Origin of the sequence: Ponticaulis sp., assembly GCF_029210165.1 — a bacterium.
Classification (GTDB): Bacteria; Pseudomonadota; Alphaproteobacteria; order Caulobacterales; family Hyphomonadaceae; genus Ponticaulis.
Genome location: NZ_JARGNT010000001.1, coordinates 202941 through 228287 on the forward strand (window position 1 = coordinate 202941; position 25347 = coordinate 228287).

Genomic DNA, 25347 nt, shown 5'->3' on the forward strand with positions numbered 1-25347 from the left:
CGCCACGGGTCCGCCAGCGCGGCTCGGGCGGATACGAATTGCCACTCAATCAGGTCTGCACCGGGCGATGTTCGCTCAACCACTTATCCATGCGCGAAGCGAGCTCAAGATATCCTGATGCTCCGGTCTGGGTAACTATTTCACACAATCCAGCCGTCGGAGCGAATAACGTGCGCAGCCTCTCAAAGTCTGCCACACCTCCTTGCGCATCCTCGAAGTGATTCAACAAATCGGCCAGCAATGCTGCTTGGGACTGCCAACTGCCATACATAAGGTCCGTATTCACATTGGCGGGGTCACACGCCCATCGATGTGTATCAGCCAATATAGAAGAGAGCTCGTTCCTCACCATCAACCTCGCAGACGTGATCTTACCAAGCTGTATCATAGTACCAATTTTGTTTAGAGAAGCGACCGTCACAGTTTTTAGTCACAGAGGAACCGAAATATGACCGCGACACACACTGGTCCGCATTTCTACGAACCTAAAAACGGTCACGGTCTGCCGCATGACCCGTTCAACGCGATTGTCGGCCCACGCCCTATCGGTTGGATCGGCTCGCTCAGCGCCAGCGGCGTGCCAAACCTTGCGCCATACAGCTTCTTCAACGCCTTCAACTACACCCCGCCCATTATCGGTTTTGCCAGCGTCGGCAGTAAGAAGGACAGCTTCAACAACATCGAAGAGACCGGCGAGTTCACATGGAACCTCGTCACCCGCGAACTTGCCGAAGCTATGAATGAAAGCTGCGCGCCAATCAGCTCTGATGAGAGCGAGTTTGACCGTGCGAAGCTGGAACAGGGCGCGTCCCGCGTGATCAAAGCGCCGCGCGTTGCGGCGAGCCCCGTCTCATTCGAGTGCAAGCTCACCCAGATTGTCCAGCTCACCAATCATGAGGGCAAAGAGGTGCCGAGCTGGGTCGTGTTCGGAGAAGTCGTCGGCGTACACATTGCCGAGGGCGTGCTTGAGAACGGGATCTATGACCCTGCCCGTATGCGCACCGTGCTCCGCGCCGGTGGTCCCGCCAGCTATTACGAGATCACGCCGGACAACCGTTTCGAGATGTACCGGCCGAAGGCTTGATTTTTGCTCGGTGCTGTTGCTTCCCCGGATGAAATCCGGGGCCACGCACCTGCGCCTTCGCCTTCCTCGTGAGCCCCCCAAACTAAAGCCGGTACAGCCTTGAGCGCGCTCTATGCGAACCACGGGTTCGCGAGAGCATACGAAAAACCTGATGCGCGTTTGCCGCCGCAGAGCAAAGCTCCGCCGCGCAAGGGAAATGTTGGTTTTGGTGAATGGGGCGCGGTCAGGCCGCGGCGGGAAATTCCAGCTGACGACACGCAGGTGGTGGCCACGGCTTAATGACCTGCCCGTCGAAACTGGATGAACAGACGAGCGCCTCGACCTCTGGTGACGCGTACCGAGAAGGCTCGCGCGTTTCCGGGAAGATGTAGGCCAGAGCGCAGACAATCACGCGGGCAAGCAGGCTCGCCATGTCTTCCGCGCGTTCAAAGGTTTCGATAATGGTTTGAAGACGGCCGATCAGCTCGGCGGGCGTGACCGACTCACAGTTCTGAGCTTGCTCTACGCGTGCCGTAGGTTGGCGAGAGACAACAGGGATGTCCGGCGCGCGCATGGCGTTGGCGGCAAAGGTATAGCCGCTGGCTTTTAGATGGACAGCGGCGCGCATCCGGATGAACTGGCTGACCAGCGCGTCAGCCGAGAGGGCCATAGACGCAATGTCTTTTGGAACGACCGTCTCGCCCGCCGCATGAATACGAACCAGATACGCAAGCAGCCTCGCCAGAAACAGGCCGATCACACGACGCGGGTCGTGCAAGATCAGGTTTGTGAGAGAGGCGGGCGCAGAATACATGCCTCGAGTATAGGTTGGCGTGCGCGGCGTGGGATTAGTTTCCCGCCTTCGCGGGAATAAGCGAACGAATTTAAGAAGACAAAAACGACGTCAGTCCGCACCGACCAGAACACCAAGCACCGCCTCGGCAACTTCCGGACCTGAAACGTGCGTTCCATTGCACATAGCAAAGACGCTCAAACCTCGTTCCGGCAGCCGCATATGCATGGTAGAAAAGGCGACCCAGCCGCCTGAGTGCATTTGAAACGTCGTGCCATATCGCTCGCCAACGAACATGCCATAGGCATAAGTGGCGCCTGGATTATCTTCGGAAATGGGCGCGCCGGGATATGGCGCCAGCATGACCTCAGCGATGCCGTCTGGCAGTGCGTTTTGCGTCAGCGCATTGTCCCAGAGGCGCATGTCGTTCAGCGTCGTGTAGACGCCGCCATCACCCACCCAGTCGAGATTGGTATCAAAGGTTTCAAAACCACCCTCTTCCAGGGCGAGATATCCAGACGCCCGGTTTGGAATGATCTGGTTCACATCATCATTGAAGAGCGTGTCGTCCATGCCGAGCGGCGTGAAGAATTCAGCCTGCGCATACTCTGCAAGCGTCTGCCCCGATACGCGCTCAACCAGCTGGCTCAGCAGAAAATAAGCAAGGTTTGAGTATCGCCATTGCGTGCCCGGCTCATGGTCCAGCGGGTGCTGCGCGACTGCGGCGTAAAATTCTTCGATCGTCCAGTAATCTTCGTTCCCGAAGCGGAAAGCCTCTCCCGGCCGCACTTCAAACCGATCGTCATAATCGCCCATACCGGACATATGATGCACCATCTGCTCAACGGTGACCTCATGGCCGTAATCCATCAGCTCCGGCAGATAGGTGTGAATATCAGCCGTCAGATCAATCTGCCCGCGCGCATCCAGCAGAGCTATCGCCGCAGCGGTGAACTGCTTGGAGACAGAGCCCATCCGAAACACGCTATCTGGCGTAATCGGCATGCTGTATTCCATATTGGCGAGGCCATAGCCCTGCGCGAAAACGAATTCGCCGCCGCGGGTGGCACCTGCCACACAACCCGGCGTATCGTCGCTCACTTTACCGGCGAAGACGTCATTCAGTGCCGCCTCGAAGGCTGCTGCGTCAGGCGCATTGTCCGCCGCCTGCCCTGTTGCCGCGTTAGAACAGCTCGCCAGACAAACGCCCGCTACGAGCGCTGATAACCATTTATGATGCACTGAAGTTTCCCACCCGTTCAGACCACAGACCCTGAACACCAAACGCGAAACTCGCCCGGCCTGCAACCATATCCCCATGTCAGACGCGGTAATAATTTGTCCGGACCGCGTTTTGCAGAGTTCGGTCCCGCTCTCAAAACGTCACGGCTTTTGCGCAATCAAACATCGACATTGAACGCCCGCCTTCGCGTGCGTAAGCCGAGCGCGTGAAGCGGTTAAACTGGATCCCGGGTCTTCGCCCGGGATGACAGTTATGGATGACCTGATGCCGTTCTTTCTGGCGTACTTCGTCCCTCAGTACGCCCTACTTGCTGAGAACCGCGCTTACCATTACTCAATCGGGCATGTCTGTAACGTCAGAAGTGCGCACAGGTGAGCGCGGCGTGGTTTCATATTTGCTGTCGCCTATTGCCAGAACCTTGAATGAAAGCGGGAGGGAGCAGTGAAATGAGGTGGCCGTTCAAATTAAGCGTTCATTCCATGAGCTTCATAATTGCAATCAATGCGGCGGCGTGTGGTCCTCCTCCGCCGCCGCCAGGAATTAGCGAATTTCGTCGGATCTACGGGGTTGAGGGACGCTTTGCGTCGGTCGACTCAATGCAATTAGCTTATATTTCGGACGATAGGACAATCGACGCGTATCAAGCCTTAAATGTATGGGCACAAAACAATTTAGAAATAGGCTCCGAGATCGATTTTGCGGATGCTATGCATGCTCAACAAATCATCGACCGGACAAATCCCATGTCTGATCTGATATTCATGAATAATTTCAGGATGTTGGGCGGGGCGGAAGGATTTATTGACCAAAATGACTACGCGCCGGGAAGATATTTGGGTGATGGAATTTTCTGTTTCCCTCACAGCTCCATACGTGGCGAAAGTGGCGGTTCGTGGAGAATAGTGTTCTCAAACGGTTCATCAGGCGTCTTGGTTGCAACTGACCGAAGGTGTTTTGGACCCGAAATTGTGGATGGTCTTCGACAGAAACTCAATGGGATGACAGCAAGTGCCAACAATTGAACTGCATCGCCAAAGTAGGGCGGGATAAAATCCCGCCGGTTCGACTCAACTCATTCACGGCGGGATTAAGGCTGCGCTTCCATCACCGCCCTCCAGATCACCCCTCATTCGGATCATAGTTGAGGATCGGGCCGAGCCATTTTTCAGCCTTGTGCAAATCCCAGCCTTTACGGGCGGCATAGTCTGCCACCTGATCACGCTCGATCCGGCCAACGGCGAAATAGACGCTTTCCGGATGTGAGAGATAAAGCCCGGAAACAGACGCTGGCGGGGTCATGGCAAAGCTGGTCGTCAGCTCTGTGCCAATGCGGCTCGTCGCATCCAGCAGGCGGAAGATCGTCTCTTTTTCTGTATGGTCCGGCTGGCACGGATAGCCGGGCGCCGGGCGAATACCGGAATAGGCTTCCTTGATCAGCTCCTGATTGGTAAAGGCTTCGTCGCTCGCATAGCCCCAATACTCCTTGCGCACGCGCTCGTGCAGGCATTCTGCCGCCGCTTCGGCAAACCGGTCGGCCAGAGACTTGATGAGGATAGAGGAATAATCATCGCCTGCGTCTTCAAAGCGTTTGGCGTGTTCCGCCTCACCAAAGACAGAGACCGCAAACGCGCCGACATGGTCACCGCCATTCGGGGAGACATAATCCGCCAGCGCGAAGTTCGGCTTCTGGTTATCCTTCACCATTTGCTGGCGCAGCGTGTAGAGCGTCTCACCATTGTCGAGCGCGATATCGTCGCCGACAGACTTTGCGGGCCAGAAGCCGCAAACGCCTTTCGCGGTGAGCCAGCCCTCGCCCAGAATTTGCTGAAGCATGGCCTGCGCATCATTCCAGAGGCTGGTTGCCGCCTCGCCGACCACTTTATCCTCAAGGATCATCGGGTAGCGACCGGCCAGTGACCAGCTGGCGAAGAATGGCGTCCAGTCGATATAGCGTTTGAGGTCGCCCATATCGAATTCGACCTCTTTGACGCCAGTAAAGGTTGGCGCTGGAGGCGCGTAGGCCGCCCAGTCGATTGGCACATGCTTTTCGCGCGCTTCGGCGATCGGCAGACGCGGCTTAGGCGGGCCACCAGCGCGGCTCTCGCGGATGCGATCATATTTGGCGCGCGCGGTTTCCCAGTAATGGGCTTTGTCTTCACCGAGCAGCGCCGACACTGTGCCGACTGCGCGGGAGGCATCCGTCACATGAATGACCGGTTGGCGTTTAAAGGCGGGCTCGATCTTGATCGCAGTGTGCGCCGGAGACGTCGTCGCGCCGCCAATCAGCAGCGGAATATCCATGCCGCGGCGTTCCATCTCGGACGCCACAACGACCATCTCATCGAGGCTTGGCGTGATCAAACCGGACAGGCCGACCATATCCGCGCCCTCTTTCTCAGCCGTATCGAGAATGGTTTCCACAGGCACCATGACGCCAAGGTCGATGATCTCATAGCCGTTACAGGCGAGCACCACGCCGACAATATTCTTGCCGATATCGTGCACGTCGCCCTTCACCGTGGCGAGCACGACCTTGCCGTTGGACTGGCCTTCCGTGCCCATGAGGCGCTTTTCTTCTTCCATGAACGGAATGAGGTGCGCGACGGCGGCCTTCATCACGCGGGCAGACTTCACCACTTGAGGCAGGAACATCTTACCCGCGCCGAACAGGTCACCCACCACGTTCATGCCATCCATAAGCGGGCCTTCGATGACGTGCAGCGGGCGCGCAACGGACTGGCGGGCTTCTTCGGTATCGTCGACGATGAATTCTGTAATGCCGTGAACAAGGGCGTGCTTGAGACGCTCTTTCACCGGCTTTTCACGCCAGGCGAGGTCTTTCTCGATCGTCTTGCCTTTCTGGCCGCGATACTCGTCTGCGATTTCCAGAAGGCGCTCGGTAGCATCAGAGCGGCGATTGAGGATGACATCCTCCACGCGCTCACGAAGCTTCGGGTCGATCTCGTCATAAATGTCGAGCTGGCCAGCGTTCACAATGCCCATATTCATGCCTGCCGGAATGGCGTGATACAGGAAGACAGAGTGCATGGCGCGGCGCACCGGCTCGTTGCCGCGGAATGAGAAGCTCACATTCGACAGGCCGCCGGAGATGTGACAGCCCGGGCAGGTCTCGCGAATGCGGCGCGCGGCATTGATGAAATCCACCGCGTAATTATCGTGTTCTTCAATACCGGTCGCGACGGCGAAGACGTTCGGGTCGAAGATAATGTCTTCAGCAGGGAAGCCGACCGTCTCTGTGAGGATTTTGAAGGCGCGCTGGCAGATCTCGACCTTGCGCTCTTCGGTATCAGCCTGCCCGTTCTCGTCAAACGCCATGACGACGACAGCCGCACCATAAGCCAGACACTTGCGGGCATGGTCGAGGAATTGGTCTTCCCCCTCTTTCAGGGAGATGGAGTTCACCACCGCCTTGCCCTGCACGCATTTCAGGCCGGCCTCAATGACATCCCATTTGGAGCTGTCGATCATCACCGGCACGCGGGCAATATCTGGCTCGGATGCGATGAGGTTCAGGAAGGTGACCATCGCCTTCTCGGAGTCGAGCAGGCCCGCATCCATATTGATGTCGATGATCTGAGCGCCATTTTCCACCTGCTCGCGCGCAATATCGAGCGCGGTCGCGTAATCATCCTTCTCGATGAGCTTCCGGAATTTAGCAGAGCCCGTGACGTTTGTACGTTCACCGACATTGACGAAGCTAGCAGATTGTTTGGTCATATAAACCTTGGCGCATATGTTTGGGTTGGCCCTCTCATAGAGGGTAACACGACTATTACAAAGCCCGCAGTGTCACTTTCTTCCTGAAAGGTGGAAACAGAGAATCTCAACGCTGATTCACCGCGCCTCTTTAATCCGTTGAGGCATTCCACTTTTGCCGCCCCATAACCCAAGGGAATACACCTCATTCCAAATTGTGCGTTTTATATCACGCCGCCCGAAAATTCGTTCTGAGCTGCCATTTTTGGCGCATTAAGGGAATCCACGCTGTCACCGGGCATCTGAGGGGCTTCCTTGGCGGCTCAAATTTTACAATCTCACCAATAAAGCGTTTTGACCGTATTGCGCTCCGGTGCATTTCGCGATAGTTAGCTCCATGCAAATAGGCTGAATACGCCATATATTACATTAGAAGTCGCAATTTCAGCCGAAGCACTACCTCACCAATATTTCTTCACATTTAATACTTTGGTTAGAATATAATTTTCTGAAACTTTTCCAGTTATACAGCATATATTACAACGAATACAGAATAATGGTTATTCTTTTAAAGAATATCGCGCCATGCAATTTCGGTGGTCTGACGTGCATTTTCAGCCACCTCCAGAGCATCTGAAACACATTAAATATCTGATTATAAATATTTTTTTGTCACAAGCAGATGAGCCGATTGCCCACTGAAGGCGCCGAATTGGCGCTTACACTCCCTAAACTTGACTACTTTATATACTCAAGGCACATGCAGAAAAAACCAAAGTATTTTGGTGTAAATACAAGTAATATCTTAGGGAGAAGACGTAGATCATGAAAAACCTACACTCGACGTGTGCCCGCTCGGCACTTTGGCTGGCGCTCGGCCTCTCCATGGCTGTCCCAGCTATGGCTCAGAGCGCAGATGCTCCAGAACGTATTCAGGAAACAGCTGAAGAAGACGCAGCGGTTCAACAGCGTGTTGTTGTAACTGGTTCTTTCATCGCTGGCACACCAGAAGACTCTGCTCTGCCGGTTGACGTTTACGGCCGCGCGGAACTCGAAGAATCAGGCATCAGCTCCCCTCTGGAACTGATCAAGTCTCTTCCATCTGTTGGTTCTGTTCTTGGCGACTCCAACCAGTTCGCTCCAGACGCGCAAGGTTCTCAGGGCTCCGGCTCTATCAACATGCGTAACCTCGGCGCGACACGTAACCTCGTTCTTCTGAACGGCCACCGTACAATCGCCTCCCCAGGTGACGGCTTCGCTGACACCCAGCTCATCCCGATGTTCGCTCTCGAGCGCGTCGAGCTTCTCAAGCAAGGTGCTGCGGCGACTTACGGTTCTGACGCGATTTCAGGCGTTGCGAACTTCATCACGCGCACAAGCTTTGAAGGCCTCGAACTCTCTGGCGACTACACAGCCATTGACGGTTCTGACGGCGATTTCGAAGTATCTGCTCTCTGGGGTCACAACTTCGAAAACGGCAACATCATGGTTGGCATCGGCCACCAGGCCCGTTCCGAGCTGTCTAACCTCGAGCGTGACTTCGTTTTCCAACCATTCAGCACAAACCCTGCTGGCTGGTCCGTTCTTGGTAACCCGGCAACTTACCTGCCTTACCTCGGCGACATCTCTCAGGGTCAGGGCGGTATCGCGCTCGGCGTTGGTATTGATGGCCTCGGCCCTGCAGGTAACGCATGTGTCGACACTGGCGGTGAAGTCGGTTCTACAAGCGGCGTTCCAATCTGTCGTTTCTCTTACATCCCGTTCGGTAACCTCGTTGAGGACACAGAGCGCACACAGATTTACGCTCAGTTCGACGCTGACCTCTCTCCTGAGTTCCGCATCAATGCGAACGCTCTCTGGGCACAAACGCACCAGAACGCGAACCGTTACTCACCGACATTCCCGCCGACACAAGGTCCTAACGGCCCAGGTTCTGCGTATGCCTTCTTCGTACCGTCTTCCAACCCGGGCTATCAGGGCTTCATCGACCAGTCTCTGAACCTCAGCACAGGCCTTCCTTTCGCAGGTAGCGTAGCTGACCCGACTGGCCCGACAGCTCAGGCGCTTGGCACTTACGCTGCGATCCTTCTCGGCCGTCCAGTTGGCGCTGGTGGTATTGAAGAACTCACAGGCGGTCTTGGCGGCGGCATTGGTAAAGCTGAAAACGACGCTTTCCGCATGTCTGCAGGCTTTGAGTGGGACGTCACAGAAGACTCCACATGGACCAACGACATCACTTTCTACCAGTCCCGTCGTCTCTTCTGGACGCCGGACACTGTCGGCTCCCGTATGCAGTCAGCTCTCGAAGGCTTCGGTGGCCCGGATTGTGACCGCACAACTGGCACAGCTGGTGTTGGCGACTGTCTCTACTTCAACCCATTCATCAACTCGCAGGCGTCTAACCCTGCGCTTGGTCTGAACAATGCGAACTACATTCCAGGTAACGAGAACTCTGCAGCAGTCCTCGGCTGGATGGTTCAGCCAAACGGCACAGAGCAGCAAGAAGACGTTGTCATCATCGACTCTGTCTATGCTGGTGTGACTGACTTCGATCTCGGCGCTGGTAACATCGCATACGCTGTTGGCGGCCAGTACCGTCACTCGAACTTCCGCAGCGACCCGATCAACGATCTGTCTAACGCAGCGATCAACCCTTGCGGTGTTGAAGGCGACAACTCTTGCCTGACTAACGGCGCGGTTCAGACCGGTCCATTCGTCTTCCTCGGCCAGACAACTGAATCTCGCCTGCAACAAAGCGTCTACGCTGCGTTCGCAGAGGTTCAGATCCCGCTCCTCGACACGCTCGAAGCAACTGTCGCTCTTCGTTACGAAGATTACGGCGGGCAGGTTGGCGCAACGACAGACCCGAAAGTCTCTGTCCGTTGGGAAGCTAACGACTACCTCGTCGTTCGTGGTTCTGCTGGTACGACCTTCCGTGGTCCGCTTCCAAGCAACATCCTCAACGGCAACACGGCGACAACGCTGGCAGGCATTCAGGCTGCAGGTAACAACTTCAAATCAGTTGATATCTACGGCAACCCTGCCCTCGCGCCAGAGTCTGCATTCACCTACAATATCGGTGCTGTCTTCAACTATGAAGGCTTCCAGGCTAGCTTCGACTATTGGAGCTATGACTTCGAAGACGAGATCACAACGACACCTGCTCAAGGTATCGCAAACCTCGTTGCAAACGGCCCGGGTAACGGCACACAGCTCGTCGATTGTACACACCCACTTGCGAACCTCGTCACATTCCAGGGCGGTTGTACGCAGGGCGTAACAATCGGTAGCGACATCTCACGTGTCCGCACTGACATCATCAACGGCCCAGGTATCAAAACATCTGGTATCGACTTCACTGCAAGCTATGGCTGGGATCTCGGCCCGGGCTTCATGGAAGTTGGCGGCTCAAGCACATACACGCTCGAGTATGATGTACGTGACATCGCGATCAACGGTGTTGTTGTAACACCTGGTTATGATGCGGTCGGCTTTGCGAACTTCGCTCGCTCTGCACCTGCTATCTCCGACCTGAAGGGCAACCTCTACGCAAACTACAACATGGATGCGTGGAACTTCCGCTACCAGATGGAATACATCTCAGGTGTTGAAGACACCCGAGATGGCATCACCTACGGCGCGGACGGTGAAGACTTCATCCAGCACGATCTGCACGTCTTCTGGGAAGTGCCGGTTGAGTTCGCTGATGTGTCCATCACAGGCTCTATCGAGAACATCACTGATGAAGATCCGGCTGCTGCGCAGCTCGAGCTCTCCTACAACCCGTTCGTAGGTAATGCTCTGGGTCGTACATTCTCTATTGGTGCAACGATCAACTATTAAGTCCTGATCATTCCTCCACGAACTGCACCAAAGCCCGCCGGCGTTATACCGGCGGGCTTTTTCTTTGTCTGAAAATTCAATGATTTAGCTGAGGCGCGCGATAAGGGCGTTTACGTCAGCGAGCCATTGCTGATGATGATCGGTTTCCGCCCAGACGTCGCTGAGCTCGGAACTGTCGCGCACGATCATGACCGCACCGTGCGCCTGAGCCTTCAGTCCGGACACATCACCCAGCGATGTCAGAAAGTCCTCAGCGCCTTCAGGTAACCGGTCCAGCTTTCCGGTCGCGACAGCCGCAACAATCTCGGCCGCAACCAGCACTTCAACCCCATCATCCATTTCCAGATCGGGTTCAACAAAGGGCTGCCCTAACGAGCCCGCAATCAGAGAGGCGCCGACCTCTTCCACGCTCGCCAGATAATCCAGCGCGCCGTCATTTTCGAAACTTCCAACACCCCAGGCACCCAAGCGGCTCTCCTACTGATCCATATCCTCCGGCGTCGAATAGCCGAGCACATGCCCCATGCCGTAAAATGCGATGGCTGCAAACCCGCCTGCCAGCAGACCGGCAAGAAAGATATTCCCGCCCATCAGTTTAATAACGACATAGCTCACCGCGTAGACGACGACGGCAACCGAGACACCGGTGAAGAATTTCCAGAAGTCAGACATTAGTCCTCAAACGCTGGCAGGCCATCAATGCTGCGGGCGTTTCGCTGACGGATAAAGCCCTCAACATCGTCCATCGTTTCATAGCGATGATCCCATGTACGCCTGAGCTGGTCACGTTCGCCCTTGAAATCCATGAAGGGCACAGACCAGCCGCAGCTATCCTGAATGCGCTCCAGCTTCACCAGAACGATGGAACGCGCTTTTTTGAAATCTGGGAACAACGCCAGAAGTTCAGGGAAACGCGCGTCATCAAACGTGACGGTTTCGCCTTCGCCATAAAGGCGCAGAATATTAGGCGCGCCCTCAAACGCGCAGAACATGATAGTGATGCGGCCATTCTCTTTCAGGTGCGCCATGGTCTCAATGCCAGACCCGCCAAGGTCCAGCCACGCGACCGTCATGTCATCAATAACGCGGAAACTGTCATAACCCTTGGGCGACACATTCACATGACCATCAGCTGAGAGCGGCGCAGTCGCCACGAAAAACATGGGCTGCTTCTCGATGAAGCTGATCAGCTTTTCATCCAGTCGTTCGAACGTCTTGCCCATGTCTCTCCCTCCAGAACCGGCCGGATGAGACACTCAGAAAAGGCTAGTCGCCCATGCCGCCATCAAAGCCGTCAAAATCGCTGTCACGTTCTGTACGCGAGGTGCCATCAGAACTGGCGCCACCTTTGCTGAAAAGCATGATCGCGCCAATCCCCAGCGCGATCACACCTGAGACAACACGCTGGATTGTTTCATCGCCAATAAAACCGCCAAGTGCGAAATTTGCGCCGTAATAGAAAATGCCGGTGAAGATAATCACCCAGACAATCTTTGAACCTTTAAACATGAGCCCCTCCCAAGACATCTGTTTAAGCGCCTCAATCCATCCGCACGTTTATCATGTCTGACGTATCGGGCCCTGAATGATGACCATCATTCCGCGCATTTCCGAACAGCGCAATCAGAAAGACTCCGAGCGCCCCGCCAACACCGACGATGAGCGTCAGCAACTGATTGTCGAAAATGATCCCGATGACGAGGCTCAGAAGCACGTAGGCGAACAGTGCAAATAGCGTCGCAAACACGCTGCGGACCACCCATTGAAGCGGTGTGCGTTTGCGCTTTCGGTATCGCGGCGCACCCTCTTTAAGCCAGTCGCCGCTTTCAATCTTCGGGTCTTCTGCGAGCGGTTTGTTGAACACATAAACCCAGGCCGTCTGGCCCGTCGGCGCGCCTTCAGCATTCAGAACAGGATGTCGTTCCCGCCGGTAAAGCGACTCAGCCTCCTCACCCGGAACGATATCCTCGAAAGCGTCGATTTCAGGAACAATAACAGGGTCGTCGATACGGTAGAGCGTGCCGCAGACCAGCCCCTCACCCGCGACCATGCCGGGATAACCACCGACATCGTAAAGGTCGCCGCGAATACGCGCCTCCCCCAGAAACGCGCCGCTTCCCGCCAGATCAATCACATGCGGAAAGCTTTCAGATACCGGCTGCAAAAGCCCGTAGAAGACGAACAGATCGCCCGTCTTCACGTCACCATTAATTGTAATGCCCCACCCTCCTTAGCGGATCAGGCGACTTCGAATGGCTCCAGTCCGGACAAACGAAGCGTGTGCTTTGCCTCGGCAGGCTGACGCGGCTTGACGCCCTCAACCGCTTTGGCAATCGCCTCGATATGCGCCGGCGTTGTCCCACAACAGCCGCCAACAATGTTCAGCAGACCGTCGCGCGCCCAGTTTCCAATATGGGCGGCCGTCTGCTCTGGTGTTTCATCATACGAACCCATCTCGTTCGGCAATCCCGCGTTCGGGTGAGCCGACACAAGACAATCAGCCTGACGCGCCAGGTCTGCCACGTGTGGACGCATGAGCTCTGCGCCGAGCGCGCAGTTAAAGCCAACCGCAAACGGACGGCCGTGACGGATGGAATTCCAGAACGCAGACACCGTCTGACCGGACAGTGTTCTGCCGGACCGGTCTGTAATCGTGCCTGAAACCCAGATTGGCAGCTCTTCCTGACCTTCTGCTTCCAGATCACGGATTGCCTTGATTGCAGCCTTACAGTTCAGCGTGTCCGTGATGGTTTCGATCACATACATGTCTACGCCGCCCTCATAGAGCGCCTTCACCTGATGGCGGTAGGTTTGATACACATCATCGAACGTGACAGCCCGTGCGCCCGGGTCATTCACGTCCGGCGACATGGAGAGCATTTTGTTGAGCGGGCCCATCGCGCCAGCCAGAAAACGCGGCTTGTCCGGCTCTTTAGCCGTCCATTCATCCGCGATGCGACGGCCGATTTTCGCGCCCTCATAGTTGAGGTCGTAAACGGACTGCGCGTCCAGCTCGTAGTCATCCTGCGCAATCGTGGTGGAGCAGAATGTGTTCGTTTCTGAGATATCCGCGCCAGCGCCAAAATAGGCGTTGTGAATGTCTTCGATAATGTCAGGACGCGTGACGTTGAGAATGTCGTTATTGCCCTTCATCTGACCTGCAAAAGCCGTGAAGCGATCGCCGCGATAATCCTCTTCGACAAGGCCCTTATTCTGGATCAACACGCCCCATGAGCCGTCGAACACCAGAATGCGCTCACGAGCGAGTTCTTTCAGTTTTGCAACACGTTCAGTTCTGGTCATTCCGACCCTCCGAGTATTCCCATGAAACGCGCTTCAGCGGCTTCGTTGTTCTCAACATCGACGCCAAAACAAGCGCCACCTTCAGCAAACAGGCTATCCAGATCACCCGAGATCGGGCTGTCTGGTATCTCCACGTTTAATCGTGAAGAGAGCCCGGCACTCATATCGCTCGTCCACGCGCGATACCAGCACGCAAACTCACGATCACGTTCAAGCTCGTTTTCCAGTTGCGCCATTGACGCCAGCACACCTGTTGGCTCGTGCGTGCGACCGGAAACGCCGGCAGGACGATCAGGTTTGAACACCCAGATCGCACCGATAACGACGCACAGCGCCAGAGAAACAAAAATCGATATTGCTCGAAACCATTTCAAGTTTGTCTATCCGTCATTCGTCTTGCTGTGACGCCTCAGTTGCGTCTGCCGTCTCGTCTGCGGCCTCCATCTCGGCCTGTAATTCCAATCTACGCTGCTGAAGCTCGCTCCAGCTCATATTCCGTTCTTCATCCGTCAAACCCTCAAAAGGGTCACGCGCCAGCGCCTGACACTCGGCAGATGCCTGCCGCGCTTCGAGCTGCTCGACAAGCAGGTCGGCCATTGTACTGGTCTCCGGCCTGAACCTCACCCATTCTGGCGCCTCGAGCGGGCAGGCAACGCCCGTCTCCCCTTCCGGCACATCCGCACATGAGCGCATGAACGCCAGCGTGTCTTCTACCCGATAACAGCTCGGCATCATCACCGACATAAGCGCCGAAGTATCCACACTCAACTCACGAACGGAGGGAGGCCGCGGCGAACTCATGGCCTGAAATATGGCAATCAACCCTGCAACACCAATCAGAAGAAAGATGATCCGGTTCAGAAACCTGTCGAGCCACTCAATCATTTGTCCGGTCCGGCACCCTCTCTTTCATCTGCTCGACTACGCGTCCAGATATCATCCAGTGGCGAATATTCACCATTCCCGCGCGCGTTAATTCGTTCTACGGCCTCACGCGCTGAATTCAACTGACGCGCCATCTCTTCCGGCGGCGGACAGGACAGCAATTCCATTTGCGAGAGCTGCGTCGCCGCGAATGTTTGCGCTGACGCCAGCGTAGCGGGGACGACCGTCTCCGGAGGCACATCTTCAGGGCAGCTTACAAGCGATCCTCCGCTTTCTGAACCGGCCTGTTGGCAGGCATTGAAGTATTCGTACTGCTCATAGACGGTCAGGCATTTCCGCCCATGCTCTATCGCAGCAATAACGGTTCTGACCGACGGACGCTCCGGGCGAGGTTCAAAACCCAGCTTTTCCGGATGCTCAATGGCAATGGCGACGGCCGCGATGACCAGAACGGTCAGCGCCGCATTGAGCACGCCATCGAGCCAATCGGAAGCCCGCTCCGAAATGCGCCGGCTCACTCACCGTCTCCCTGCGCCCTTTGCATCAGCCCCTGCAACCGGCTCTGACGCTCTTCGCCGGAAATTTCCGGAAGCTCCAGCTCGGAAACATCCAGGACCTCTTCACCCGGTTCCGGTTTAACGCAGCCATAAGCCACCAATCGTGTGCGATAGAAATCGCGCTGCATGGTTGCGATAGCCAGACTTTCCGGCTCCCGCTCAACGAGGCGGGGCCGATCAAAGGTACACAGAAGCCCTGGTTGTATGCCGTACGTGTTTTCGGGAGCACAAATCTGCATATATTCCCAGGCCCTCGCCAGATCCCGGCACCGCGCTTCCGGATCAACACGCGTAACCGCTGCGGGTGCAGGAGGCAGGTCTCGAAGGGGCTCCTCGCGGATTCCGATTTTTTCCGGATTAGCAAACGCAAGCGACGCCGCCGTCACGATCAGAAAGAAAAGGACACCATTCAGAATTTTTCCGATGCCCTCAATCATGTCGCTAAGCCGCCTGTTTCTCCGGTTTGATGCCCAATAGTCTACACGTTGCGAGAGATAATCCAGCTTTATTCAGCGTGTAGAAGTGAAAATCCTTCACGCCGCGATCGGCCAGCTTCATCGTCAGGTCCGCTGCAACATTCGCCGTGATTAGCTCGCGTTGCTCCGCATCACCTTCAAGCCCTTCATAAAGCTCATGCAGCCATGCTGGCAGGCTTGCGCCGCAGAGCGTCGCAATGCGCTTCAGGCCATTAAAGTTCGGCTGCAGCATAATGCCCGGCACAATCGGAATATCGATGCCATAGCCGCGCGCAGCATCCAGAAACTCGAAATAATGATCCGGCTCAAAGAAGAACTGGGTGATGGCACGGTCTGCGCCTGCATCCTGCTTGGCTTTCAGGATTTCCAGATCTTTTGCGAGCCCCAGACTATCTGGATGCGGTTCCGGATAAGCTGCAACGGAAATCTCAAAACGCTTACCAAGCTCCGGACGGTAGTGACGGATTGCAGAGATCAGATCCACGCTGGACTGAAAGCCTTCCGGATGCGGTGTGAATTTGGCACCCATGCCCTCAGGCGGGTCGCCGCGCAGAGCCACGATGTGGCGGACACCCGCATCGAGATAATCATCGACAACGCCCATGACTTCGTCTTTCGACGCAGACACACAGGTCAGGTGAGCGGCTGGCGTGAGGTCTGTCTCTTCCACCATGCGCTTCACCGTGCGGTGGGTGCGGTCACGGGTGGAGCCACCCGCGCCATAGGTCACTGACACGAATTTCGGGTGGACCGGTTCAAGACGGCGAACGGATTCCCATAGCGTATCTTCCGCTTTCTCAGATTTTGGCGGGAAGAATTCGAAAGAGACGTGAATGTCTTTTGGTGCGTGCTGCAGGCTCATGCTGCCTGTTCCTCGGTTTCAGAGCGCTTGTCAGCGGTCCATATGTTGACTGTCAGGCCGTCTTCCTCAGACGACTGGAAACGGATCGGGTCGAGTGACACAAGGCCAGCCGCGCCGGTCCAGCGTGTAATCTCTTCATCAGACAGGCCGAGCCGTCTGTGTTCGTGTTCGGTGCGCAGGAATTCGTGCTTATGGGGCGCAAAATCCACCACAAGCAGGCGTCCATCCGGCTTCAGAATGCGCGCTGCTTCGGAAATGACGCGTTCAGGACGGTCCATATAATGGAGCACCTGATGAATAATCACGAGGTCAGCCACACCATCCTCAAATGGCGGTGCCGTAACGTCACCATGGCGCACGCTGGCATTCTGAGCGCCGCTTTCTGCCAGGTTAGACCGCGCGATGGTCAGCATTTTGTGGCTGAGATCGATGCCCTCAGCGCGCTCTGCCATGCCTGAAAACAGGGTCAGCATGCGGCCAGTGCCTGTACCAAGATCGACCATGAATTTCGCCGGCGTATCGCCTGCAGCTTTCAGAAGCGCGGCTTCGACAGCCTCGGTTGGATAGTGCTGACCGCGAACGTCATCCCAACTTTCGGCCTGACGGTTAAAGTAATCCTCTGCCGCCTGTGCGCGCGCTTGCTTCACAACGGTGAGACGTTCCAAATCACGAACATATTCAGGGTGTTCGGCAGGCAGAAATGGCAAAATAGCGTCCACAAGCTCACGGCCTTCACCAACGGCTGGCAGGCGATAAAACACCCAGGCGCCTTCCGGCAGACGTTCGACAAGCCCTGCTGAGGTCAGGAATTTCATATGGCGCGAAAGGCGTGGCTGACTCATCGCCAGAATGTCGACGAGTTCCCCCACCGCAAGCTCTCCATGCGCCAGCAAAGCCAGCACGCGCAGGCGTGTTGGCTCACCAATACTGCGAAGGGCTTCGATTAGATCCATGACGCTCTCACTTACTCGGATCATATAAACATATATTTATATGATATTGTCAAGCGCGTTTATAGGCACCCCTTTTATCGTGTTGCGATAAAAGCACATAAGAGGAGGTGTTTTAGAAACTCACATAGCCGTTACTTGAAACGACAAATTATAAACCAATTTCTCGTTTCAAATACGACGGATACCGCCGCGGACGTTGGCGAAGACAAGAGGGACATTATGAAACCTATTCTGGCACTCGCCTTTGCCTGCAGCCTCGCCGCATGCGCTACCGCACCTGGTGAAACCTCCCGCAGCGATCCGTATGAAGGTTTCAACCGCTCCATGCTGGGCTTCAATCTGGCGCTGGATGAAGCGGTTCTGGAGCCAGCCTCAGAGGCCTATACGACTGTCACGCCGCGCTGGGGCCGTGACCGTGTTGGCGACTTCTTCACCAACCTTGGCGAACCGGTCACGTTTGTGAACGAACTTCTGCAAGGCAATGTAGACGGCGCGACAGAAACCGGCGCCCGCTTCGTTGTGAATTCCACCGTTGGTCTTGGCGGTCTGTTCGATATGGCCCGTTTCCGCGGCGTTGAAGCCCATGATGAAGACTTCGGCCAGACGCTCGCCGTATGGGGTGTGGACAGCGGCCCCTATCTGGTGCTGCCACTTCTCGGCTCTACAAATCCGCGTGATCTGCTTGGATTTGGAGTTGATCGGGGGATAACACCCACCAATTACGTGAACTACACGACCAATGATGATGACGAGCTAGCTGTGCGCAGCGGACTTGCCATTCTCAACGGCCTGAATGCTCGCTCTCGCGTACAGGGACAAATCGAAACTCTGCGCGATCAGCCTGAACCTTATGTGGCACTTCGACGTGCGCATACCTCTCAGAGGGATGCCGCTATTAGAAATGGGCAATCTGACCCAGATGCGTACGAAGAATTGCCTGATTTTGATGATTTCTAGAGTGTCGGAGGGATATTTCTATGACACCGCTGTTTAAATCGCTGACTGTTGCTGCCAGCCTCGCCCTGAGCGTCAGCCTTCCGGCTTTCGCAGACCAGGCGTCTGAAGATTATGTACGTGAGAACGCCAATCATGCGCTCTCTACGCTGAATGATCCTGAACTCAATTCACTTGAGCGCCGTGAGGCGTTTCAGGGCCTGATGAACCAGTTCACTGATCTGGAACGCGTGTCCCGCTTCGTGATCGGCCGCTATGCGCGGGTGTTCAATGATCAGGAATTTGACGCGTATTACGATGCCTATGCCCGTTACGCGCTGGCGACCTATGAAGCCGAACTGGACAAGTATCGCGGCGAAGAGATTGTTGTGACCGGCTCAACCGACCGCAACGACCGCGACTCTATCGTTGAGACTGTTGTGCGTCGCCCGACAGGCGACCTGCCTGTGCGCTGGCGTGTGCTGAGCACAGACGATGGCGAGTATCAGGTCGTCGACGTTGCGCTTGAGCTTGATGGCAACCTCCTCTGGCTGGCCATCGAACAGCGCGCCCAGTTCATGGCGCTGCTTGACCGCTCTAACGGCTCATCTTCCGAACTGATCCGCACGATCAACGAGATGACGGCACGTCTTGAGGCCCGCGCACTGGCGCAGCGTACTGATGCTGGTGAAATCACCGGCGCCTCTTCGGTTCAGGCCGGTCGATAACGTCTCAGCCTTTCCTCCCGAATAAAAAAAGCCCCGCCGAAATGGCGGGGCTTTTCTTTTAAATTCAGCCACCCGTAGTCGGCAGCTCATAGCCAACCGGCGCGCCCGGCCCGAGGTCAATTCCAAGCGCGACCCATACGATCATCAGCGCGAGGCCGGAAATCAGGATCCAGATCGAATACGGAATCATGATTGCGGTCAGAGATCCGATGCCAAAATCCTTCTTCCAGCGCTGGGCAAAGATCAGGATGAGCGGGAAGTAGACCATCAAAGGCGTAATGATGTTCGTGGCCGAGTCGCCCACACGGTAGGCCGCTGTTGAAGCATCAGGAGAGATGCCTGCAAGCATGAGCATCGGCACCATCACCGGGGCAAGAAGCGCCCATTTCGCACTGGCCGAGCCGACGAACAGATTGATAAAACCGGTAAACAGAACAATCAGGCCCAGAATGAGTGCCGGATGCAGATTGGCACTTTCAATCGCCGCCGCGCCATGAACCGCCGAAATCAGGCCGAGATTGGACCAGCCGAACATCGCCACGAAATGCGCCGCTGCAAATGCCAGAACGAGATAATACCCCATGTCTTTCATCCCATCAGCCATCATGCCAACGAGATCATCGCCTGATTTGATGGTCTTGGCGCATACGCCGTAGGCGACACCTGCCGCCAGGAAGAGAACAAGGAATGCGGCAACCAGCGAGTTGAACAATGGCCCGCACCGTTCAAACCATTCTTTCGCGGCGGCTTCATCCGCCGTCAGGCCCTGAGCAATGTATTCTGCGTCAGTAATGTAGAGCGGCGTACCCGGCCCGATGACGAAAAACGTCCAGAGCGCAAACACGCCAAGCACGGCAATACCGGCCCACATAAGGCCTTTTTTCTGATCGTCATTGAGTGGCTTGTCGGCATCATCTTCAGTTGAGCCGTCAACGCCCTCCCAGGCACCAAGCTTAGGCTCGATGATCTTGTCTGTGACAAACCAGATGACCGGCACAAAAATCACCATCATCGCCGCAATGAAATACCAGTTGCCTGCAATATTGACCTGATAATCAGGCACCAGAATCTCGGCAGCTTCGAGGGTAATACCGTAAAGAAGCGCATCGAGCTGACCCGGCGCGAAGTTCGCAGAGAAACCGCCAGAAACGCCCGCAAACGCGGCTGCGATACCTGCAATAGGATGACGCCCGGCAGACGCAAAAAGAATACCTGCGAGCGGAATGAGTACGACGTATGCAGCATCTGCGGCGTGATTGCCTGCCATGGCGACGAAGGCCACAACTGGCGTAAGCAGAAATTTCGGCGCGCCGCGAACAGCCGCACGCATTGCGTCACCAAACAGGCCTGTACGTTCCGCCACACCTGCACCCAGCATCACGACGAGCACATAGCCCAGCGGGTGGAAGTGAGTGAAGGTTGCTGGCATTTCCGTCCAGAGACGCTGAATATTATCCGGCGATAGCAGGCTGATGGCCGGGATCACGCCATCTGCACCAATGGCAAAGCGCGCCTTGTTTGCATCTGACATGCCGCCCAGAACCTGATCTGACAGCGTTGCCGTCAAACCCGTGAGACTCGCAATCACCGAAATGATGACCAGTACGACCAGAAGGAACAAAAAGATAAAAACCGGATCAGGCAGTTTGTTGCCCGCTCTCTCGACAAAACCGAGAAATCCTTTCGCGTGATCCTGTGTTTCAGGCACGTCGCTCATGTCTCACTACTCCCCAGACAAATTCCAAACCCGGAATAGAGCGCGTCACACGCCCGGGCGCAATCCTTACACGCGATAAAACCTAGCGCGGTAATCGGATAAATGCCCGCGAAGAATAAAACCCGACTTCAAAAAAATTACTGGCCTTCCCCTTGGTTAAGGGGCGACAGACCGAAATCTGACAGCTAAAACTCACGCCATAAATACTCGGATCGAGGGAGATAAACATCATGAAGACACGGATCACCGAACTATTCGGCATCGAACATCCGATCATTCAGGGCGGCATGCACCATGTGGGCCTCGCTGAAATGGCGGCAGCTGTTTCCAACGCTGGCGGCCTTGGCATCATCACCGCGCTGACGCAGCCGTCTCCGGAAGCACTGGCGAACGAGATCGCGCGCTGTAAGGACATGACGGACAAGCCATTCGGCGTGAACATCACATTCCTGCCATCCCTCAACGCACCTGATTATCCGGCAATCGTCAAAACGGTTATCGATAGCGGCGTGAAAGCTGTTGAAACAGCGGGCAACAACCCGTCTGCCGTTCTGCCTTACCTGAAAGACGCAGGCGTAAAGGTCATCCACAAATGTACGGCTGTCCGCCACGCGCTGAAAGCTCAGTCCATCGGCTGTGACGCTGTCTCTGTCGACGGTTTTGAGTGCGGCGGTCACCCGGGCGAAGACGACGTTCCTAACTTCATCCTTCTACCACGCGCCGCAGACGAGCTGGAAATTCCATTCGTATCTTCAGGCGGTCAGGCTGACGGTCGTTCGCTCGTTGCCTCTCTCGCATTCGGCGCGGAAGGCATGAATATGGGCACACGCTTCATCGCGACGAAAGAAGCGCCAGTCCACGAGAACGTGAAACAGGCGATCCTCGCAGCCTCAGAGCTCGACACACGTCTGGTTATGCGTCCACTGCGCAACACAGAGCGCGTTCTGACGAACGACGCGGTTGAGCGTCTTCTGGTAAAAGAGAAAGAACTCGGTTCTGACCTGAAATTCGAAGACATCGCAGCTGAAGTTGCCGGCGTATATCCGCGCATCATGAAAGAAGGCGATATGGATGCAGGTGCATGGTCTTGCGGCATGGTTGCAGGCCTCATCAACGACATCCCGACCTGTCAGGAACTGATCGACCGCATCATGGCGCAGGCTGAAGAGATCATCACCCAGCGCATGGGTGGCATGCTCAAAGGCTAAGCCTAATTCAGGTTTCGGCTGGCGCTATATCCCGCCAGCCGAGGCTGCTTTTACTTTGTAGTCCACGGACTGCCTGACGCTTTAAGCAGCGTCACGAATAGCTCATTCATTGAACTTTCTGGCGCCAATCAGAACTCAATTTTCCTTTTGGAAAAGTATCAAATATATCATCGCGAACGCGCCGCAGACCAATGAAAGAATGACACTCGCTATAGCAATATAGCCCAATCGAATGAGGTGCTCGCCTCCGTATTGGAAGAACTTAAGCAATCCATAGCCGAAAAAGCCTACAAACGCGAAACCACTAACTACAAGGGATCGCATCAGTCCCCGTCTAAACTTGCTCGTCACCGCATTTCCCTCCCTGACCGGCTTATTTCTTTTTACACCCACGGACTACCAGACGCTCTCAACAGCGTCACGAAAAACTCGTTCATTGGCGTTGAAATGCCATGCCTTGCGCCAAGGCGCACAATCACGCCATTGCGGGCATCAATCTCCATAGGACGACCATTCAGCCGGTCTGTATAAAGCGAGTTGCCGACACCTTCCGCTGAGTTCCGTTCCCGCTCGATCAGGCCTTCAACCAGTTCGTCAGGAATGTCTGCGCCTTCCGCGCGCCCGACCTCGGCGCACTCTGTCACGAGCCCGCGCACCATACGTTCAACATCTTCATTCCAGACAGGGCCCGTGGACCGCATGGTCAGCGTCGAGAACGCGCCCACGCAGTTGAGACACAGCTTCTGCCATGCGCGTGACGTCCAGTTTGAGACCGCCTGTACATCCATCGGCGCATGAGCAAACAGATCAACAAAATCTGCGCCATGGGGACCGTCCGTTACGACAATCCAGCCAATGGCGTTCTGCACGACATGCCCCGGCGCTTTGCGGCCTGCGGGCAGGTCGACCACCACCGGCACAATCTCACGCCCCGGTATCAGCGCATTGAAACGGTCGACATGCTCGACACCGTTCTGTACGACCGCAACGCGTGTCCCCTCGCCTGCGAGCTTTTCAAGCCAGGGCAGAGTTGCCTCAGAATCATAAGTCTTTACCGCCACGAACACCCAGTCGACCGGTGTTGCTTCTGCAGCGTCAGTCAGAACAGTCGGCGAGACGTCCAGAACCCCTTCCGGCGTTTCGGCGATGAGACGGTCAAAGCCTGTCCGCGCGCAAAGCGTGACGTCATGGCGGGAATCATTTGCGAGCCATGCGGCAAGCGTTCCACCAAGCGCGCCCGGCCCGACAACTGCAATCTTCGCCATGATGTCTTCCTCTCAATCCGGTGCCAACAAAATGACAGCGCCGGGTGTGTTGCAACCCGGCGCTCTTAAAATTCGCAGATGACTGGCGGAATTATTCTTCGCCAACTTCCTCTTCAGCCTCTTCCTCACCGCCGCGATCCGGCGTAGGCGCATCAGAGCTTTCAAGGAATTGAGGGTCAGCACGCATCATGCTCGCCTGCTCATAGTCATAGCCGAAGGACAGGATTTGTGCGTCCTGACCGGCTGTGCCCATGAAGGAAATACCCACGGGCACGTCACCGATTGTGCCCATAGGCACGGTGAGATGCGGATAGCCGGCGACCGCCGCCAGACCACCTGCACCAGACCAGGACGGCCAGACATCAGGCTCAGTCGGCACAGCAACCGGCATGATCGGGCCGCTTGGAGACACCAGAACATCAACGCCATAATCGGACATCAGAAGATCGATACCGAGCTCGCGCGTGCCACGCAGAACGTCGGCAGAGGCCGTGACATAGGCTTCGTCTTCAATGCCATTCGTCGCATCCGCAATCGTGAAGAGGTCCTGCCCGAAGATGGACAGCTCTGTTTCGGCATTGGCTTCATTAAAGGCGATCAGGTCGGTCAGCGTGCGGCTCTCGACGGCTTCCGGTGTGCCTTCCAGATACTCGTTGAGCGTCGTCTTGAACTCATGGACGAGAACGGTGAACGCCTTCTGGCCAAAATTCTCGATCTGGGACTCGAAGGCGTCGATTTCGACAAGTTCAGCGCCCTGAGCTTCCAGAACTTCAAGCGCGGCGTTGAAGGTATCCGCCATGCCCGGCTGGTCTGACACGGAATAGCGCAGAACGCCGATGCGCACGCCTTCAAGTGATGTATCGCTGAGCGCAGACACATAGTCGGTTGCGCCCTCGCCTGTGGCCATGGCTGTCAGCATCATAGCCGCACCCTCGACGCTGCGCGTCATCGGGCCAGCGGTATCCTGTGAGGATGAAATCGGCACAATACCCGCCTGAGAGACGAGGCCGACAGTCGGCTTGAAGCCAACCACGCCATTGCCTTGCGACGGGCAAATAATGGACCCGTTGGTTTCCGTACCAACAGTGCCCGCCGCGAGCATCGCTGCCATAGCCGCGCCTGAACCGGCACTGGACCCGCAAGTCTGACGGTTCAGCACATGCGGATTGCGCGTGTGACCACCAACACCGGACCAACCCGAAAGCGAGCCGTTAGAGCGGAAGTTTGCCCATTCAGAGAGATTAGTTTTGCCAAGAATGATGGCGCCAGCACCGCGAAGCCCTTCAACCAGTGGCGCATCTGCTTCCGCATAGTTCTGGGCCAGCGCAAGCGAACCTGCCGTTGTCGGGATATTGTCGGCTGTGTCGATATTATCTTTCAGCAGGACCGGCACACCGGCCAGAATACCGACCTCTTCGCCAGCCGCACGGCGCGCATCAATCGCACGGGCCTGCTCGATTGCATCAGGATTGAGCGACAGGACGGCGTTGATGGCCGGGCCGTTCTCGTCAATCGCATCAATGCGCTGGAGGTAAGCGGCGACCAGCATTTCAGATGTCACATTGCCTGCTTCCAGCGCTTCGGCGAGTTCCGGCAATGTAAGGGCTGTATAGTCGGTCATGACCGGCGGCGTTTCCGGCGTTGTTTCATCCGCCACTGGCGTCGTGTCCGTGCCACATGCAGCCGCAAGAATTGCCGCCGCACTCAAGGCAGTAAGGTGTTTTCTGATCATCAGTTCCGCTCCCTGAATTTACGGGACGGAGACTGCGCCGCCCCTGAAAAAGAGGCAAGCGCCAAACAG

At 56.0% G+C, this 25347-nt stretch carries 24 protein-coding genes; 6 read left to right on the top strand and 18 right to left on the bottom strand.

What is annotated here, in order from left to right; genetic code table 11:
- The first annotated feature begins 448 nt into the window (after positions 1 to 448).
- Positions 449 to 1084: a flavin reductase family protein gene (locus P1U45_RS00965; protein ID WP_301057073.1), complete on the top strand. Its 636-nt coding sequence runs from the start codon at positions 449 to 451 to the stop codon at positions 1082 to 1084.
- A 223-nt stretch (positions 1085 to 1307) separates the two neighbouring features.
- Here P1U45_RS00965 and P1U45_RS00970 read toward each other — a convergent pair whose 3' ends face one another.
- A complete protein-coding gene (locus tag P1U45_RS00970) occupies positions 1308 to 1877 on the bottom strand; it encodes a hypothetical protein (protein ID WP_301057074.1) in 570 nt (189 codons plus the stop codon).
- A gap of 90 nt (positions 1878 to 1967) precedes the next feature.
- Positions 1968 to 3098, bottom strand: a complete 1131-nt coding sequence (locus P1U45_RS00975; protein ID WP_301057075.1) for a serine hydrolase domain-containing protein — start codon at positions 3096 to 3098, stop codon at positions 1968 to 1970.
- A 480-nt stretch (positions 3099 to 3578) separates the two neighbouring features.
- On the opposite strand from P1U45_RS00975, the gene P1U45_RS00980 reads away from it, so the two are divergent.
- On the top strand, positions 3579 to 4121 hold the full coding sequence (locus P1U45_RS00980) for a hypothetical protein (RefSeq protein WP_301057076.1): 543 nt from the start codon (positions 3579 to 3581) through the stop codon (positions 4119 to 4121).
- Positions 4122 to 4218: 97 nt separating this feature from the next.
- Here the strand turns inward: P1U45_RS00980 and metH are convergent, their stop codons facing one another.
- Positions 4219 to 6837 carry a methionine synthase gene (metH, locus tag P1U45_RS00985; RefSeq protein ID WP_301057077.1) on the bottom strand — a complete coding sequence of 873 codons (2619 nt, stop codon included), beginning with the start codon at positions 6835 to 6837 and terminating at the stop codon, positions 4219 to 4221.
- Positions 6838 to 7641: 804 nt separating this feature from the next.
- Between metH and P1U45_RS00990 the strand changes: the two genes are divergently transcribed.
- Positions 7642 to 10659, top strand: coding sequence for a TonB-dependent receptor (locus P1U45_RS00990; RefSeq protein ID WP_301057078.1), 3018 nt, complete (start codon positions 7642 to 7644; stop codon positions 10657 to 10659).
- 84 nt (positions 10660 to 10743) lie between these two features.
- On the opposite strand, the gene P1U45_RS00995 is transcribed toward P1U45_RS00990, so the two are convergent.
- The 12 genes from P1U45_RS00995 to P1U45_RS01050 are packed head-to-tail and all read right to left on the bottom strand — an operon-like array spanning position 10744 to position 17695.
- Positions 10744 to 11127, bottom strand: a complete 384-nt coding sequence (locus tag P1U45_RS00995) for a DUF4259 domain-containing protein (RefSeq protein WP_301057079.1) — start codon at positions 11125 to 11127, stop codon at positions 10744 to 10746.
- A gap of 9 nt (positions 11128 to 11136) precedes the next feature.
- Positions 11137 to 11331, bottom strand: coding sequence for a hypothetical protein (locus P1U45_RS01000; protein WP_022693041.1), 195 nt, complete (start codon positions 11329 to 11331; stop codon positions 11137 to 11139).
- Positions 11331 to 11882, bottom strand: a complete 552-nt coding sequence (locus P1U45_RS01005; protein ID WP_301057080.1) for a pyridoxamine 5'-phosphate oxidase family protein — start codon at positions 11880 to 11882, stop codon at positions 11331 to 11333. The genes P1U45_RS01000 and P1U45_RS01005 overlap by 1 nt, the downstream gene beginning before the upstream one ends.
- A gap of 43 nt (positions 11883 to 11925) precedes the next feature.
- Positions 11926 to 12168 carry a hypothetical protein gene (locus P1U45_RS01010; RefSeq protein ID WP_301057081.1) on the bottom strand — a complete coding sequence of 81 codons (243 nt, stop codon included), beginning with the start codon at positions 12166 to 12168 and terminating at the stop codon, positions 11926 to 11928.
- 31 nt (positions 12169 to 12199) lie between these two features.
- Positions 12200 to 12859, bottom strand: a complete 660-nt coding sequence (locus P1U45_RS01015) for a gamma-glutamylcyclotransferase family protein (RefSeq protein WP_301057082.1) — start codon at positions 12857 to 12859, stop codon at positions 12200 to 12202.
- Positions 12860 to 12897: 38 nt separating this feature from the next.
- Positions 12898 to 13962, bottom strand: coding sequence for a homocysteine S-methyltransferase family protein (locus P1U45_RS01020; RefSeq protein WP_301057083.1), 1065 nt, complete (start codon positions 13960 to 13962; stop codon positions 12898 to 12900).
- Positions 13959 to 14336 carry a hypothetical protein gene (locus P1U45_RS01025; RefSeq protein ID WP_301057084.1) on the bottom strand — a complete coding sequence of 126 codons (378 nt, stop codon included), beginning with the start codon at positions 14334 to 14336 and terminating at the stop codon, positions 13959 to 13961. Before P1U45_RS01025 ends, P1U45_RS01020 begins: the two co-directional genes overlap by 4 nt.
- 13 nt (positions 14337 to 14349) lie before the next feature.
- Positions 14350 to 14847 carry a hypothetical protein gene (locus P1U45_RS01030; protein ID WP_301057085.1) on the bottom strand — a complete coding sequence of 166 codons (498 nt, stop codon included), beginning with the start codon at positions 14845 to 14847 and terminating at the stop codon, positions 14350 to 14352.
- Positions 14844 to 15365: a hypothetical protein gene (locus P1U45_RS01035; RefSeq protein WP_301057086.1), complete on the bottom strand. Its 522-nt coding sequence runs from the start codon at positions 15363 to 15365 to the stop codon at positions 14844 to 14846. The genes P1U45_RS01030 and P1U45_RS01035 overlap by 4 nt, the downstream gene beginning before the upstream one ends.
- Positions 15362 to 15841, bottom strand: coding sequence for a hypothetical protein (locus tag P1U45_RS01040; RefSeq protein ID WP_301057087.1), 480 nt, complete (start codon positions 15839 to 15841; stop codon positions 15362 to 15364). The genes P1U45_RS01035 and P1U45_RS01040 overlap by 4 nt, the downstream gene beginning before the upstream one ends.
- Before the next feature lie 4 nt (positions 15842 to 15845).
- A complete protein-coding gene (gene metF, locus P1U45_RS01045) occupies positions 15846 to 16742 on the bottom strand; it encodes a methylenetetrahydrofolate reductase [NAD(P)H] (protein WP_293619163.1) in 897 nt (298 codons plus the stop codon).
- Positions 16739 to 17695 (bottom strand): metalloregulator ArsR/SmtB family transcription factor, encoded by a 957-nt coding sequence (locus P1U45_RS01050; protein ID WP_293607377.1) that lies wholly within the window; start codon positions 17693 to 17695, stop codon positions 16739 to 16741. Before P1U45_RS01050 ends, metF begins: the two co-directional genes overlap by 4 nt.
- Before the next feature lie 219 nt (positions 17696 to 17914).
- Here P1U45_RS01050 and P1U45_RS01055 point away from each other — a divergent pair, with 219 nt between their 5' ends.
- Together P1U45_RS01055 and P1U45_RS01060 are read left to right on the top strand one after the other, a co-directional pair.
- On the top strand, positions 17915 to 18652 hold the full coding sequence (locus tag P1U45_RS01055) for a VacJ family lipoprotein (RefSeq protein ID WP_301057088.1): 738 nt from the start codon (positions 17915 to 17917) through the stop codon (positions 18650 to 18652).
- 20 nt (positions 18653 to 18672) lie between these two features.
- Positions 18673 to 19356 (top strand): phospholipid-binding protein MlaC, encoded by a 684-nt coding sequence (locus tag P1U45_RS01060; protein WP_301057089.1) that lies wholly within the window; start codon positions 18673 to 18675, stop codon positions 19354 to 19356.
- Between the two features lie 64 nt (positions 19357 to 19420).
- On the opposite strand, the gene P1U45_RS01065 is transcribed toward P1U45_RS01060, so the two are convergent.
- Positions 19421 to 21073, bottom strand: coding sequence for an AbgT family transporter (locus P1U45_RS01065; protein WP_301057090.1), 1653 nt, complete (start codon positions 21071 to 21073; stop codon positions 19421 to 19423).
- A gap of 230 nt (positions 21074 to 21303) precedes the next feature.
- Here P1U45_RS01065 and P1U45_RS01070 point away from each other — a divergent pair, with 230 nt between their 5' ends.
- Positions 21304 to 22281 (top strand): nitronate monooxygenase, encoded by a 978-nt coding sequence (locus tag P1U45_RS01070; protein ID WP_022693053.1) that lies wholly within the window; start codon positions 21304 to 21306, stop codon positions 22279 to 22281.
- Positions 22282 to 22664: 383 nt separating this feature from the next.
- On the opposite strand, the gene P1U45_RS01075 is transcribed toward P1U45_RS01070, so the two are convergent.
- Together P1U45_RS01075 and P1U45_RS01080 are read right to left on the bottom strand one after the other, a co-directional pair.
- On the bottom strand, positions 22665 to 23546 hold the full coding sequence (locus P1U45_RS01075; protein ID WP_301057091.1) for a 2-dehydropantoate 2-reductase: 882 nt from the start codon (positions 23544 to 23546) through the stop codon (positions 22665 to 22667).
- A 91-nt stretch (positions 23547 to 23637) separates the two neighbouring features.
- Positions 23638 to 25278 carry an amidase gene (locus tag P1U45_RS01080; protein ID WP_301057092.1) on the bottom strand — a complete coding sequence of 547 codons (1641 nt, stop codon included), beginning with the start codon at positions 25276 to 25278 and terminating at the stop codon, positions 23638 to 23640.
- Positions 25279 to 25347 lie beyond the last annotated feature (69 nt).